The 14,896-nt window shown below is 43.5% G+C and carries 15 protein-coding genes; 8 read left to right on the forward strand and 7 right to left on the reverse strand.

The window, feature by feature from the left end:
* The first annotated feature begins 114 nt into the window (after window positions 1-114).
* The 3 genes from polA (at window position 115) to GSF04_RS06475 (ending at window position 4,573) form a co-directional block, all read left to right on the forward strand.
* On the forward strand, window positions 115-2,871 hold the full coding sequence (polA, locus tag GSF04_RS06465) for a DNA polymerase I (protein ID WP_211859080.1): 2,757 nt from the start codon (window positions 115-117) through the stop codon (window positions 2,869-2,871).
* A gap of 615 nt (window positions 2,872-3,486) precedes the next feature.
* On the forward strand, window positions 3,487-4,056 hold the full coding sequence (locus GSF04_RS06470) for a YceI family protein (protein ID WP_069018828.1): 570 nt from the start codon (window positions 3,487-3,489) through the stop codon (window positions 4,054-4,056).
* Window positions 4,043-4,573: a DUF1285 domain-containing protein gene (locus tag GSF04_RS06475; protein WP_211859081.1), complete on the forward strand. Its 531-nt coding sequence runs from the start codon at window positions 4,043-4,045 to the stop codon at window positions 4,571-4,573. Before GSF04_RS06470 ends, GSF04_RS06475 begins: the two co-directional genes overlap by 14 nt.
* 26 nt (window positions 4,574-4,599) lie before the next feature.
* On the opposite strand, the gene yihA is transcribed toward GSF04_RS06475, so the two are convergent.
* The gene (gene yihA, locus GSF04_RS06480) at window positions 4,600-5,238 is read right to left on the reverse strand and encodes a ribosome biogenesis GTP-binding protein YihA/YsxC (protein WP_017219189.1); all 639 of its coding nucleotides are present in this window, start codon (window positions 5,236-5,238) and stop codon (window positions 4,600-4,602) included.
* 453 nt (window positions 5,239-5,691) lie between these two features.
* Here yihA and GSF04_RS06485 point away from each other — a divergent pair, with 453 nt between their 5' ends.
* From GSF04_RS06485 to GSF04_RS06500, 4 genes are all read left to right on the forward strand, one after another.
* Window positions 5,692-6,324, forward strand: coding sequence for a c-type cytochrome (locus GSF04_RS06485; protein ID WP_039494612.1), 633 nt, complete (start codon window positions 5,692-5,694; stop codon window positions 6,322-6,324).
* A 636-nt stretch (window positions 6,325-6,960) separates the two neighbouring features.
* The gene (locus GSF04_RS06490; protein ID WP_211859082.1) at window positions 6,961-7,614 is read left to right on the forward strand and encodes a class I SAM-dependent methyltransferase; all 654 of its coding nucleotides are present in this window, start codon (window positions 6,961-6,963) and stop codon (window positions 7,612-7,614) included.
* A 24-nt stretch (window positions 7,615-7,638) separates the two neighbouring features.
* Window positions 7,639-8,226 carry a Der GTPase-activating protein YihI gene (gene yihI, locus GSF04_RS06495; protein WP_010607784.1) on the forward strand — a complete coding sequence of 196 codons (588 nt, stop codon included), beginning with the start codon at window positions 7,639-7,641 and terminating at the stop codon, window positions 8,224-8,226.
* On the forward strand, window positions 8,226-8,741 hold the full coding sequence (locus GSF04_RS06500; protein ID WP_010376294.1) for a DUF2489 domain-containing protein: 516 nt from the start codon (window positions 8,226-8,228) through the stop codon (window positions 8,739-8,741). The genes yihI and GSF04_RS06500 overlap by 1 nt, the downstream gene beginning before the upstream one ends.
* A 157-nt stretch (window positions 8,742-8,898) precedes the next feature.
* Here GSF04_RS06500 and GSF04_RS06505 read toward each other — a convergent pair whose 3' ends face one another.
* Complete coding sequence (locus GSF04_RS06505) at window positions 8,899-9,585, reverse strand: 4'-phosphopantetheinyl transferase superfamily protein (protein WP_211859083.1); 687 nt, start codon at window positions 9,583-9,585, stop codon at window positions 8,899-8,901.
* Between the two features lie 121 nt (window positions 9,586-9,706).
* Window positions 9,707-10,273, reverse strand: coding sequence for an NAD(P)H-dependent oxidoreductase (locus GSF04_RS06510; RefSeq protein WP_010607787.1), 567 nt, complete (start codon window positions 10,271-10,273; stop codon window positions 9,707-9,709).
* 107 nt (window positions 10,274-10,380) lie between these two features.
* On the opposite strand from GSF04_RS06510, the gene GSF04_RS06515 reads away from it, so the two are divergent.
* Window positions 10,381-11,268: a LysR family transcriptional regulator gene (locus GSF04_RS06515; RefSeq protein ID WP_130125746.1), complete on the forward strand. Its 888-nt coding sequence runs from the start codon at window positions 10,381-10,383 to the stop codon at window positions 11,266-11,268.
* A 23-nt stretch (window positions 11,269-11,291) separates the two neighbouring features.
* Here GSF04_RS06515 and GSF04_RS06520 read toward each other — a convergent pair whose 3' ends face one another.
* The 4 genes from GSF04_RS06520 to GSF04_RS06535 all read right to left on the reverse strand — a co-directional run bounded on the left by GSF04_RS06520 (window position 11,292) and on the right by GSF04_RS06535 (window position 14,750).
* On the reverse strand, window positions 11,292-11,678 hold the full coding sequence (locus GSF04_RS06520) for a hypothetical protein (protein WP_211859084.1): 387 nt from the start codon (window positions 11,676-11,678) through the stop codon (window positions 11,292-11,294).
* A complete protein-coding gene (locus tag GSF04_RS06525) occupies window positions 11,678-13,270 on the reverse strand; it encodes a S41 family peptidase (RefSeq protein WP_211859085.1) in 1,593 nt (530 codons plus the stop codon). Before GSF04_RS06525 ends, GSF04_RS06520 begins: the two co-directional genes overlap by 1 nt.
* Before the next feature lie 63 nt (window positions 13,271-13,333).
* Window positions 13,334-13,954 carry an endonuclease gene (locus GSF04_RS06530; RefSeq protein WP_211859086.1) on the reverse strand — a complete coding sequence of 207 codons (621 nt, stop codon included), beginning with the start codon at window positions 13,952-13,954 and terminating at the stop codon, window positions 13,334-13,336.
* Between the two features lie 85 nt (window positions 13,955-14,039).
* On the reverse strand, window positions 14,040-14,750 hold the full coding sequence (locus GSF04_RS06535) for a hypothetical protein (protein WP_211859886.1): 711 nt from the start codon (window positions 14,748-14,750) through the stop codon (window positions 14,040-14,042).
* Between the last annotated feature and the right edge of the window lie 146 nt (window positions 14,751-14,896).

The following is a 14,896-nucleotide window of genomic DNA, read 5'->3' on the forward strand; positions in this document are numbered from 1 at the left end:
CAGGTGCAGCACGATTTATCTAAATGATGAGATAACGCGAAACTCGTTTTATCTTGTGCCTTGTGGCATCCTTACATTCTACTCCACAAAAGACTAATTTAGGATCCAATATTTATGTCTCAGATCCCTCAAAATCCGTTGATCTTGGTTGATGGTTCTTCCTATTTATTTCGTGCTTATCATGCGCCACCACATTTAACAAATTCAAAAGGTGAAGCAACTGGTGCGATCTACGGTGTGATCAATATGCTTAAGAGTTTGCTTAAGCAATATCAACCAAGTCATATGGTAGTAGTCTTTGATGCTAAAGGGCCAACTTTCCGCAACGAAATGTATAGCGAGTATAAAGCGCATCGCCCGCCTATGCCGGATGATCTGAGAACGCAAATTGAGCCGATCCACGAAATAATTAAAGCAATGGGCCTGCCACTGGTAAGTATTAGTGGTGTCGAGGCCGATGACGTGATCGGTACATTCTCTAAAATAGCGTCAGAGCAAAGTCGCCATGTGCTAATCAGCACTGGTGATAAGGATATGGCGCAATTGGTCAATGAACATGTCACGTTGATCAACACAATGACAAATACGATCTTAGACCCTGAAGGGGTAGTGGATAAGTTTGGTATTGGTCCTGACTTGATCATCGACTATCTCGCGTTAATGGGAGATAAGGTCGATAATATTCCGGGCGTACCAGGCGTTGGTGAAAAAACGGCATTGGCGATGCTTCAGGGGTTAGGCTCTATCGATTCGCTCTACGAAAACTTAGACAAAATTGCTGATTTAGGTTTTCGTGGCTCAAAAACCATGGCGAAAAAACTAGAGGAACACCAAGCGCAGCTAAAATTGTCGTATGAATTAGCCACTATTAAGCTGGATTGTGAAGTAGAGCAAGACTTAGAGCAATTTAAGATAGCTGAGATGGATAAAGATCGCTTAATCGAGCTATATGGTCAGTGTGAATTTAAGCGTTGGTTAGCTGAATTGCTGGATGGTCAGTCACAAGCTGATATCGTTGATGTGGAGGCTGAAGGGTCGGCGCCTGCAGCGGCGCAGGTCGACACCCAATACGAGACTATTTTGACAAAAGCACAGCTTGATGACTGGGTAACTAAGTTAAAAGCAGCCCAGCTCATCGCTTTTGATACTGAAACCACCAGTGTTAACTATATGCAGGCGGATCTAGTTGGAATGAGCTTTGCGGTTGCACCGGGCGAAGCTGCTTATTTACCAATCAATCACGATTATGTGGGAGCGCCCGAGCAGCTTTCTCAAGACATAGTGTTCGAGATCATGGCACCACTACTTGCAGATCCTCAGATCAAAAAAGTGGGTCAAAATTTAAAATATGATCAAAGTGTGCTTGCTCGTGCAGGGCTTGAACTGCAGGGGATCGCTTTTGATACCATGTTGGAGTCTTACGTATTTAACAGCGTAGGAACTCGCCATGATATGGACTCCTTGGCGCTAAAATATTTGGGCCATAAAACCATTAGCTTTGAAGACATCGCAGGCAAAGGTAAAAACCAACTGACCTTTAACCAAATTGAGCTAGAAAAGGCGGCACCTTATGCAGCGGAAGACGCTGATATTACGCTGAGATTGCATCAACACCTCTGGCCGCTCATTGAAAAAGAAAATCGCCTTAAGCAGGTATTTACAGAGATTGAATTACCGCTACTGAGCGTACTTTCTCGCATTGAACGTACTGGTGTGCACATCGATGGCGATATGCTAGCGAAGCAAAGTATCGAGATTGAAAAACGCTTAGGTGAGCTTGAACAACAAGCTTTTGAAATTGCAGGTGAGGAGTTCAACCTGAGTTCAACAAAGCAACTACAAGCGATATTGTTCGACAAACTTGCGCTACCAGTGATTAAGAAAACGCCAAAAGGCGCGCCTTCAACGGCCGAAGAAGTACTACAAGAGTTGGCGCATGATTATCCACTGCCAAAACTTATTATTGAGCACCGTGGCTTGGCTAAGCTGAAATCAACCTATACCGACAAATTACCAAAATTGGTTAATGCGGATACCGGTCGCGTGCACACTTCTTATCATCAAGCCGTTACTGCAACGGGCCGTCTAAGCTCAAGCGATCCTAACTTGCAAAATATTCCGATCCGTAATGAAGCGGGACGTCGTATTCGTCAGGCATTTGTTGCCGACAATAATAAACAAATCGTCGCGGCGGATTACAGCCAAATCGAGCTTAGGATCATGGCACATTTGTCACAAGACAAAGGGTTGTTGAGTGCCTTTGCTGAAGGTAAAGATGTACACAGTGCAACAGCGTCTGAAGTGTTTTCCGTGCCGCTTGAGGAAGTGACTTCTGATATGCGCCGAAAAGCCAAAGCAGTTAACTTTGGTCTGATCTATGGCATGAGTGCGTTTGGTCTGTCACGTCAGTTAGATATTCCAAGAAATGAAGCGCAACATTATATGGATATGTACTTTGAACGCTTCCCTGGTGTATTAGAGTATATGGAGCGCACGCGTGAAGAGGCTGCTGATAAAGGGTATGTAGAAACCTTATTCGGTCGCCGCTTGTATCTACCGGATATCAATGCGCGTAATGGCGCTCGCAGAAAAGCAGCAGAACGTGCAGCCATCAACGCACCGATGCAGGGCACTGCGGCGGACATCATCAAAAAAGCGATGATTAAAGTGGATGAATGGCTACAAAGCTGTGATAGCAATGATATCCAGTTGCTCATGCAAGTGCACGATGAATTAGTGTTTGAAGTACACAGTGATAAAGTTGCTGAATACAGTGAAAAGATCTGTGAGTTGATGAGCGCTGCGGCAGCACTTGATGTACCGTTACTAGTTGAAGCCGACAGTGGTGACAACTGGGAACAAGCACACTAGTTGATATTAAAATCTATCCGAGTTGCACTATTCGATTAGACTAGTGCAACTTCATTCATCTTTGTTTGCAAGTATACACTAGCAGCATAGCGTCTTAATTTTGTAGCTTCTGTTAATCCCTAGTAACAAAAAACAAATTAACGTTGAAAGTTTATCAAATTGGCTCAAGTTTTGCTTTTTGGTGTTTATTTCTGGACGTCTATTTGTTAGAGTTCGCGCCGTCCTCATCCTGTAGGACATCCTGTTGATGATGTATCTCTCGAAAGAGGATACAGTGTATTGATAGCTTCTCCCCAGATTGCTATAGCGGCTCGTAACTTTTACGGGCCGTCTTTTTCTTCTCTTTTCAAAGATGATACCAATTGATGTAACTCCCCAATCAATGTGCAGGTGAAACCCCTATTAACTTAGTTAAAAATTTATCGTTTAGGGCAGCTAAATCACAACATTTTTGCTTGGCTACTAAAGCTATTTTCTCGCTATAAAGTGAATACGATGGGCGTAAAAGTATTCCAACATAACGACGAGTTTATGATTAAAGGTTTATTTAATTTGCACTGCGTTTTACACTGAGCGCTCAAATGCAATTCACTCTCATTTCATAAGGAAGTCGTCATGCTAAAGTACCTTCTTTTAGGTAGTGCACTTATTTCTTCTCAGGCGTTCGCAGCTTGGCAATTTAATCAACAACAAAGCGATGTTAGTTTTGTGTCTGTGAAACAGACTAGCGTTGCAGAAGTACATCATTTTAAAACGATAGATGGTACATTATCTGCTAAAGGCGAGCTTGAGGTTAATATTGACCTGGCAAGCGTTGAAACGATGATCCCGATCCGTAATGAACGCATGCAAAAGATGCTGTTCAATGTAGCGCAACACCCAAAGGCGAAAGTTAACGCTGATGTTTCTGAAGTGCTTGCTAAACTTAAAGCTGGTACACAAAAAATCAATGATGTAACAGCAACATTGACACTGCATGGTCAGATCCAAAAGATCAGCCTAGACTTATTGATAACGAAAAGTGCAAATGGCTTGGTGGTTACACCGGTAAATGCATTTATTCTCGATTCTAAGCAGTTTGGGTTAGATAAAGGAATTGAAGCGCTACGAGAAATCGCGGGTCTGAAGACTATCGCGACTAGCGTGCCTGTTAGCTTCAACTTGGTTTTTGATGAACAAAATTGATGCGTTAATCAAACAGTATGTTACGACTCATGCGCCGACCGAAAATTGGTCGGCGCCGTCGTGCGGTTTTTCTGACATCAAAATTGCAGCGGATGGTCGTTGGTTTCATCAAGAGCGTGAAATTAAACGGCAATCGCTAGTTGCCTTGTTTGCTAGTGTTTTAACCTTTGATGGTCAGCAGTATTGGTTAAAAACACCTGCAGAAAGTTGTGAGATAGAGGTGCTTGCTCATCCTTTTATCATCGAGCAATGGTGTTATTGTGATGAAGCATCAGCTTTGGAGTTATCACCGTGTATTATCGCGATAGATAATTTAGGCCGAGAATGGCCCATTTGTGATGTGTTTCCATTAGCGCTTGAGCATGTTAATGGGGGAGATATTCCATTTCTCACACTCAATTATGGTTTAACCGCTAGAATTTCACGAAATGTCTATTATCAGTGGGCTGAATTGCTCGAGGAAGATGAAAAAGGCTTTTATCTGATGTCGGCAAAGACGCGCTTTTATCTTAGCTAAGCGCGCCCTACGTTAGCGAATTGGTATTACTCGCTTGCTTCCTCTTGAGCTTCTTTGACAAACGGACCTAAGTACCAATCATCCAGTTTCCACGCCAATTCGTTCAATCCGATACCTTTCAAAGAAGAAAACGCGTGAACAGTGATATCACCGTCTATTTCAGATAGCGCACGACGTACTTGTAGTACTTCTGCTTTGCGCTTACCTTGTTTTAGCTTATCGGCTTTAGTCAACAACGCCAATACCGGTATATTGCTGCCTGTCGCCCAGTTGATGAGATCCATATCGAGATCTTTAAGAGGGTGACGAATATCCATTAACACCACAATCCCTTTAAGACATTTGCGGCGTTGTAAATATTCACCTAATGCTTTTTGCCATTTCTTTTTCATCTCTAATGGGACTTTTGCAAAGCCATAGCCAGGTAAATCAATCAAACGCTGATCTTCACCTAGAGAAAAAGTATTAATAAGCTGAGTCCGGCCAGGTGTTTTACTGGTGCGTGCCAGCTTTTGGTCTGTAAGCGTATTGAGTGCGCTCGACTTACCAGCGTTAGAGCGACCCGCAAAAGCAACTTCAATTCCAGTGTCTGGTGGCAGTTTACTGATATCTGGGGCACTTGTGATAAATTGTGCCTGATTGTATTTAACGCGAGATTTTAGCACGCTGACTCCTAACTGATTAAACTTTCGCGGATGGAATTGCGTATTTTATAACAGTATGACGGAAACCAAAAGCATTGTGAGGTTTGTTCTAAATGCCGCTTTTGTTGCTAATTGGCCGAAGCGTCGTCCCAATATTAATTAATCTAGGTCAAGTCCCTATAAATTATAAGCTTAATATGGGCAGAAAACGTGCCAGAGAAAGTAATATCGTGTAGAATGTAGAAATTGCAATGTCAATCTAAAGTGTATACCTATCAGTAGTCACTACTGAGCAAGGCGTATTTAGATGGATCGGTGCTGTTTGGCGTTATATTTGCTAAGTTTGCATGTATGATTCATCTGATTAACATAACAACCTAATTAGTACTGATTGGTATTATTTGCCCGAGCAATAAAGAGAGCGACTTTGTTCGCGAGGGTACGAATTACAGGGTCGGAAACAGAGAATTTACCATGAAAAAAATAGCATTAACTTTAACAATGTTGCTTGGTACGTTGTCAGCAAGCAACGCATCGGCATTCGATGGTGACGCGGAAGCAGGTAAAGCAAAGTCTGCAACGTGTGCAGCATGTCACGGTCCAGATGGCAATGCCCCTGTGACTATGTATCCTAAAATCGCAGGTCAGCATGCAGATTATATCTATAAGCAACTACAAGAGTTCAAGCTAGGTATGACGTCTGGTGGTAAAGAAGGGCGTATGGATCCTGTGATGAGTGGTATGGCTATGCCGCTGTCAGATCAAGATATGAAAGATTTAGCCGCCTATTTCTCTTCTTTATCTATGTCTGCGGGTTCAACGCCGGAAGATGTTGTTGCTGTAGGTCAGAAGCTATATAAAGCCGGTGATGCTGAGCGTGGTATTCCAGCTTGCGCTGCGTGTCACGGTCCTCGTGGTAACGGTACTTCTTTAGCTAAGTTCCCTAAAGTGTCATTCCAGCACCCTGAGTACATCAAATCACAGCTTGAGAAGTTCCGTGATGGCACTCGTAACAACGACATGAATGGTATGATGCGTGATATCGCACAGAAGCTTACAGACAAAGACATCGAAGTATTATCTAAGTACTTAGGTGGTCTACACTAAAGTCGTATAGTGAGTTTACCTCTCTCAGTGTAAACTCTTACTATTGAAAAAAGGGCAGCATAGGCTGCCTTTTTTTGTTGTTGAGGTTGTGAGATATATCTCACTTTTAATGTAGGACATTTGCTTGTGCAGCATGTGAGTTTTAGCTTATTTTTAAGCTATTGTTCAGTGTAAGTTTATGTAATTCATATTTTTTCTGTTTAATTAAAAAAATTAAGGTAAGAAATTTGTTATTAAACAGTTGTAACTCAAGCTCAGGAGCGTAGATTATTCGTTGTCGCCAAGCAATACAAAAAAAGGGACAATTCGATACGGAAGCGTAGGTGGCAAAGTTATGTATCTAGTTGGGTACGAAGGACTATCAAGAAAGCGTCAGGAAGACCGAGAATAAGAAAATCACGGAAGTCTCATAATAAAAACAATATGGAAAGTGTCACGGAAGTCTAAAATAAAAACAATACGGACGACAATAAAATAAAAAGAATAATAATAAGACTTAAAAGTCGAAGGGAGAAGTGTCCAGTTGTGACGCTCAGATTAGTAGGCGGTAGAGAGTGATCTCTGCCGCCTTTTTATTTGGTTGCCTCTATTATACCTGATACAATAGCCGCCTTATTAAGCAATCACTGTTGACCATTGCAAGATTCAACTCTATTCAGTTGTGGCCTGTGCCAAGGTAATCAGCTTGAAGCCTACCATCAAGACAAGTATCGACAGTACTGGCAATGTCAAACCTGCCAGTTGGTGATGGTTGATCCCAAGTCGAGATTAACACCAGCTCAAGAAAAGGCCATTTATGATAGCCATGAAAACGATCTGGCCGATGAAGGCTATCGTCGCTTTCTAGCACGAGTGGCGGATCCACTGTTGGCACGTTTGGCGACACCAAGCCAAGGCTTAGATTTTGGCTGTGGGCCTGGCCCACTGCTTGCGAAAATGCTTGAGGAAGCAGGGCATCAGGTGGCTTTGTTTGACCTGTACTATGCTAATGATGCCAGTGTACTGACTCGTCAGTACGACTTTATCGTCAGTACAGAAGTGGTGGAACATTTAGCAGAACCTGCAAAAGTATTAACGCAATTGTTAGCATGCTTAAAAGTGGGAAAGCCGCTGGCATTGATGACCAAGCTCGTCATTGATAAAGCACGCTTTGCGAATTGGCACTATAAAAATGACCTAACCCATATTTCATTTTTTAGCCGGGAAAGCTTTGCGTATTTTGCCGCGCAGCAGGATTGTGAATTAGAATTTATTGGGAATGATGTCATCATTCTCACCAAGCGTAGTTAACGCGAGAATTTTGGATAACCAATTATGACCAGAAAGAAAAAGACACGTAAAGTTGCAGCTAATGGAACACCAAGGCTGAGTAAAGAAAAGCTCCAAGCATTACGTGCACTCAAAGAGCAGCGTAGCAAAAAAACCAAGGGTAAAAAGCCGGGTTCTAGAAATGCACCAGAGATCCTAGTGAAAGAGCAATCAAACACGACGACCAATAAAGATCCGCGTGTTGGTAGCAAAAAGCCCATTTCTTTGGTTGCTGAGCCACAACCGACTAAATCGAATACACAGCCAGAGATGAAGCGCCATCTACAGCCGCAAGTTAAGTTAACTACAGCGGTAGAGACGTTAACTCCAGAGCAAGAGCTAGAGCAGTTAGAAAATGACGAACGCTTGATGGCGCTACTTGAACGCCATGAACGCGGTGAACTGCTAACAGGTAAAGATGCGAAATACTTCAATCGCGGCATTGCACGTCATCAGGAGCTATGTGAGATCTTAGGAATTGATGATGAGTTTGAAGAAGGCGATATGCTAGAAGATGATCCAATGGATCAGTTTATGAGTAATGATCTAGCAAATGAATGGTTAGACGACGACTTTGAGGAAGATGATAAGTAATGAATACTGCATGGATCATCGCAATCATTATTGGTGCCCTGATTATTGCTGGACTGGCGTTTTACGCGGGTAAATTACTATGGCAACTGAAGGTGCAAAAAGAGCAGATTGCCAAACATCGCGAGCAAAAGGCTGCTGAGCTTGAAAAGTCACGGCAGCAGCGCAATGGAAAAATTGCGGATAGCGTTAACTTGATCGCGCGTGCGATGAAGGAAAAACAATGTGAATATTCTGAAGGGTGTTTACGAGTTTGGGTACTCATCTCGCAATATAGCTTTGACGAGGAAGTTGACTTACAACAGAGTTATCCAGGTGTTTATCAGATGTATGATGAAGTCAAAGAAATGCCAACTCATGATGCGCGTAAGAAGTATTCTAAAAAAGAGATTTTCAAAATGGATAGCCAGCGTTGGCGTGCTGAAGAGCGCCTAGAAGCGGAGATCTTACAGGACTGTGAAAAGCTGATAGCGCGCTTTAAAGCGGCTGCTGGCAGTGAAAATGTTGTGTTTCAGTAAGTTGACTTTTGAAAATGGCTAAATGAATTTTTATCCAAACTTCAGATTAAACGCCCCAAGTGGGCGTTTTTTAGTTCTAAATGAGAAGTTTTTAACACAGCTAGTATGGTATTTCACCCTTCAAGTTGAGTAAGTATTAGGTCAAACAGGTATGGTTTTACTGTGCGATGTATTCACACTCGGTCAGCACTAAGGCGTCTTTACATTGGTAATATACTTCCACTTGTTGTCCTTTGCCTAAATCCTTGTGTAGCGTTTCCATCAAAGTGAAAATAAGTTTCTTGTCGTCAAACTGAGTCAGCTTGACGGCATCAAAACCAAAGAACTTTTGCACCGTACTATAAAGTGCCTTAAATATGCTTTCTTTGGCCGAGAAAATAACAGTCAATGGGCAGTGCACTTGCTCACCAAAAAGCGCAAAAATTTCAGCTTCTTCAGGATGTAAGATTTGCCGTTGTAGTTCGACTTCCTGCTTCGGTTTCATATCTCTTTCGATATCAATGCCTAAGCCTTTCACGGCGATATCATCTGTAGCAATCGCAGCCGCGATCCCTCGAGTATGGGTGATACTGGCAACAATATTAGCAGGCCAGATAGGCGCCCGATCGGAGCCGTTAAGTAGCGTAAAGTCACCTTGTCCAAATTGCGCAAGGCAGGTCTTGGCACATATCCGTCCCGCTAAAAACTCGGCTCGCCTTTTCGCCACTGCTTTATCTAGTGAAGCGGGCAGGAGTATATTTTGCTGTTCAAAGGAAAGCGCGTCAAAGCTGTCAGGATCAAACTGAATGCAATGAAAATGGTGTGAGAGGTAGGGGGTAAATAGGTGACTCTGAGTGCTTTGCAAAGCTGACTCCCGTTATTCGTATCCATTATTACAAGGCTGATATAGCGCCTCTAATTCGCTTTGGACGCTTAGTGTGCATGAGCTAAGCGTCCATAGCAAGATATGAACGAGAGATTGAAAGTTATTTTAGCTTACTTGCAACTGACACCAGTTGCAGAGCGAGGCTTGATACTTTTTCAGCAAGTTCTGGGTCTTTAATTTTACCTTGATCATCAAATACATTAAATGCGCTAGGTACAGCCAATTGGTCTGCGAGGACTAAACTGCCAATGCCAGACAACACATCACGAACATGGTTTAGGCCACGTAATCCACCTAAGCCGCCTGGTGAGGCTGCATAGAGTGCCACTACTTTGTTTCTAAATGCTGGCACTGCACCTTGTTCTGTTCTAGAGGCCCAGTCTATTGCGTTCTTGAGCACTGCAGTGAAGGAGCCGTTGTATTCTGGGCTTGCTAATAGAATACCATCGGCATCGCGCAGCTTGTCTTTTAAAAGTTGAGCTCCTTTTGGAGTGCCTTGCGCTTCAAGATCTTCATCGAACATTGGAATATCTAAATCTTGTAACTTGATCACTTCTACTTCTGCGCCACTTTCTAGTGCAAAGTTTGCCGCGGCTTGGATGAGTAATTGGTTGTAGCTGTCTTTTCTTAAACTGCCTGCTAGTGCGATAATTTTTGCTGTAGTCATCTTGCTGATACCTTATTTTGTTTCGTTAAAGTGATAGTAGCAAAATTTTACTTGCACAAAACCGAAATAAACGCAAAGCTTGTGTGCATATATGCACAGAGGTGGTTATGGATAAATTCACAGATTGGCAGGATCTTAAGGTCGCTTATACGGTTGCCAAGCTTGGCACCTTATCAGCGGCGGCTGAGCATTTAGAGATCCACCACAGTACGGTACTGAGGCGAATAAATAGCTTAGAAGAAGCCTTGGGAACGCGGTTATTTCACCGTCATGCCCGAGGTTATCAGGTAACACAGGCTGGAGAAAAGCTACTTGCGACGGCGAGTCAAATAGACGAGCGCTTGATGGAGTTGAGTACTTCTATTGTTGCCTCGGACAGCCAGCTTAGAGGTAAGCTTTTGGTGACAACGGTCAGTGGCTTTATGGATATGCTGTCGGAGCCTTGTTTGACTTTTCAGCAATTACATCCACAGGTACAACTTGAAGTTATTCTCGACCAAAAGCGTTTACGCTTAGATCACGGACAGGCGCATGTTGCGGTGAGGGCAGGACCAAAGCCCGATGAGCCCGACTACATAGTGCAGCATCTAAATACTTTAGAAGCAGGCTTGTATGCGTCTTCAAGCTATATCAAGCGTATGGGGATCCCTAAAACACTTGAAGCGTTACAGGCGCATTACTTTGTCTCTGGTGTGGCCGGATTTAATGCAAGAGTGCCATATTTCGCTTGGGTAGATGAACATATCCCTGAGACACAAGTGACGCTTAGGGTATCTGAAACGTCAGATGCGTCGCGTGCCATTGTTAATGGTTTAGGTATTGGTGGGCTACAGCACGATGTAGCAAAGCGTTACCCAGATTTACAGCCAGTGTTGCGTGATGAGTTAAAATGGTTAAGCCAAGTTTGGCTAGTTACCCATGTACTGGTTCACCGAACGGCCAAAGTACAGGCATTATGTGACGTGTTAAAGCGCCATTTTGCTAGCCTGAACTGAGGTTAAGAGAATTACGGCTGGCGTTATTTTTCTAGCTTTTTGCAGCTAACTTTACTGAGCACGACATAAGTATCTTTTTTCGGATAGTAGAGCACACACTGGGTGTCGCGAAGCTGCAAGATGAAACTTTCATAAGCGAGATTATGGGCGCCTAAAATTGGACTGCCATTACCATCAAGGCTTTGCCCATGCTCAAGCAGTAGTGTTGGACTACGTAGAAAAACGGTACTTGCGAGCGTCGGTGGTACACCGCCTTTGAGTTTTACTATAGCTTGCTTGAGTTGTGATAACACTTCGGGCGAAGAAGCCGAGAGTACAGCTTCATTAACCGAAGTTGCTGCAGGCGCGCTATTGCACGCTTGCAGCAATAAAGCCAAAGCGGTGATTTTCACCGCTTTTAGCAGCGCCATTATTGCGGCTCCTTAGGCTTCATTAAAATTGCATTTTCCCGTAGTGGATAGACTGGGAGCGTAACCGCATGCTCCTTATTTTGATACTGTGGCTGAGCGGTAGGCGCAAATTGCGCTACATTTGGGCAACGACCGGTATCTATATGTGTCAGTGCTGCGGCGAAAAGATCTTCCTCCTGACTGCCAAGCGGTGCTGAGAAGTCATCAGCGACAATACAACCTGGCACTTGTGCACTTAGGCCAATTTCACCGCTGCTTGACGCTCCTGAAGGGGTAAAGCCATCGGCATATGCATCAAAGCCCTTCGCATTTTCTGAACCAAATTGGATGGTATAGTAAACCGTGCCGCAGTTTTGCGCGGGCACGAAGCCGTAGGGCTTGCCTCGAGTGGTACCACCGATCAAAAAGACTTCAACATCAATGCCGCGCAGGCCATTAATTACATTTTCACTGGCAGAGGCCGTGCCTCGTGTTGAGAGGATATAAACTCTAGGTAAAGTTACCGTAGGTAAAGAGGTGGTTGTAAACTTGTTTTCAGCCCAGTTAATCGCTCTAGACTCAAACTCTGTTCGTTCTTCTTCAGCAGTACGCTTGTCATTTAAGGTGCTATAAGTGAAGGTTTTATTTAGGCTGCTGTTGCCCGCAACCATATAGCCTAGTTGCGCTGCCATAATGACGCGACCACCACCGTTGTAACGCATGTCGAGTACCAAGTCGTCTATTTGTTGTGTTTTAAATAGATTAAAGGCTTCAATTAATCCTTCTTGCGCTGTTGGAATAAATTGATTGAACTGCACATACCCAACCTGCTTGCCGCCATAGCTAATGACTTTAGCGTTTTGTACCGGTGAGGTTTCAATATCGACTGAAGTCAGGGTGACTGATTTGTCGTTACCCGCTTTATCTTCAAATACAAAGTTATGAGGCTCGCTTTGCTCTGGTGATAGGCCAGCATTCAGTGCAGCGGTATTATCACTTGAAATAAAGTCGACGCCATCTATCGAGAGGATCTTATCTCCACGTACGATCCCTGCATTCGCGGCTGGTGAATTAGGCTCTACTGCGGCGACAGTAAAATTACGTGGTGGTGATGTGGATATGGCCGCCCAACGAATGCCATAACCGGTTGCAACACCCGATTGCGCTTCTTTTTGGAAGCTTTCATAAGATTCGTAGAAATGAAATTGATCTTTGGCATTACCCGACGCTGTCGTTTGGTTTGTTTTTAATTGCTCGAAGTAATCAATAACGGTATCGAATTGTGTTGGGTCGTTATCTAGTACTTCGTCGTACCAAAGGTAGGTTTCGTTGGTAAAAGAGCGGAGCCACATTTTTTCATGCATCGCCGTACCAACCTTATCGGGATAAGGTTGGTTGTTGTTATATTTGTCAGTACCCGTTCTTGGCGAGGCGCAATAGTTAATAAACTGACTTGACGCAGGAAATTGATTAAACGTCCAAGTTGGCGGCTCGGTTTGTCCCGTGTTATTACCAGGGTTGTCGGTGCCTAATGAATCGCTGCCACCGCCACCACAAGCGGTTAATAACAAGCTCATTGCTGTTGATGCGAAAACTAGAGTAATACGTTGCATCGTATTCACGTTCCTGTTTTAGTTGTATGACTAAAAACTAGCACTGCTTGGGTTATCTCGCAATCACTGTTTCTGCCAAGCCGTGAATAATTTCCGCTGCTGTGAGGAGATATTTAGCCCGTAGGTTTTTTCCATATAAAAATACGCCTCAGCGATGCGTTTTCTTGCATATTCTGGAGGTTCAATTCGGCGTAATTTAAAGTCTATCTTGACTGGACATGCACCATAATTTGCTTCAGTACTAGGTAACATGCCAAAACGGAAATTAGACCGATCCCCATTGATTTCACCAATCGCTGGAGCAAGATTGTGAATATCTGCTTCCATTCTCCTAAATTGTTCACTGACTTTACGGCAGTGCTTTCTGCCCCCATCTTGCCAGCACTGCAACTGATGTCCAAATTCCCACGCGGGCACGATATGCTCCCACTCAATGCGCTGAGCACGGGCGTTTTCTTTGCCGTTGCGAGTGTAAGGTAACCTCGGGGTATAACCACAACTTGCGGGATCGGGCACCAGCTTTTTGCCTTGCTTTTTTATATTACAATTACAATAAAGCGTGCGGGTATTGTCGGTAACTTGTTGTGATAAATGTTTCTTTGCTTTTGAGAAAGACGTGAATTCTTGAGCGTTAGCCGTTAATACAAATAAGCCAAGCGCTAAGATATAGCAATATCGTGACATAACCTCTCACCAAATGGTGGAATACAGGGAATGTCACTATATCAAAAAAATCATCAATACCAACAAGCGTATACGGTAAACCCCTTTATTTATTCAGTGCAGGGCGACGTTTTCTCCAAGGTGGAGATTGCAATAATAACAATATCCCTGTTAGACAAAAGAGCACACTCGTAGCGGCGAAGGAAATGAGCAAGGGGTTATTAAAATCCTCACGTTCGTCGTAATCCATAATGTGTAACATCCAAAAAAAATCAAAGATGCGCCACAGCGTGCTACGAACCGTCACAACTTCACCGCTGGTTGCGCTAAGATACAGGGTAGTGGAGAAGATATCGTTATACTCGACTCGCCAAACATCTTCCTTGTAACCTGCTTCTCTGGGGGCTTTGGCAAGTCGTTCAATTTCGCTCACATCCGCTGCAATTAATAGGTGTTGGTTAGCCTGTTGTATTATTTGCTGTTGATTTGGAGTGGTAAAAGGTGCGCCTGTTATCCCGTTGAAAATAAGCTGCTCATCTTGGTTAAGTTTGATGATGGGAGTATCGAGAAAATGGCCGAACTGGATTTGGCGCACTTGCACCGTGCTTTGTACTAACTGATTGAGATCAGCTTGGTACGCGGCAGTGGGAAAGGGGTTGTCTAAGCTTCTATGCGCTAAGTGTTTACCATGGATCTTTTCCAATGGGATCGCGCTCATGACTAACCCGCCTAATAGCCAAGCAAAGATCTGTAAAAACAGCAAATAGCCAAGGTACTTGTGGAGTTTACGTGCGGGTTTTAGCAGTTTTTTAATCATCACAATATGTTATTCTAGTTGTTCGTGAGTATGATAACTATAACGCACGGTGCTTAGAATGTGACAAATTGTCGCATTGTCCAATAAGTAATGTCCTTATCACACTGATAAATAAGTCATTACTCGATTTAGCTTTACAAGGTAGC

The organism is Pseudoalteromonas sp. A22 (assembly GCF_018141345.1).
Classification (GTDB): domain Bacteria; phylum Pseudomonadota; class Gammaproteobacteria; order Enterobacterales; family Alteromonadaceae; genus Pseudoalteromonas; species Pseudoalteromonas maricaloris.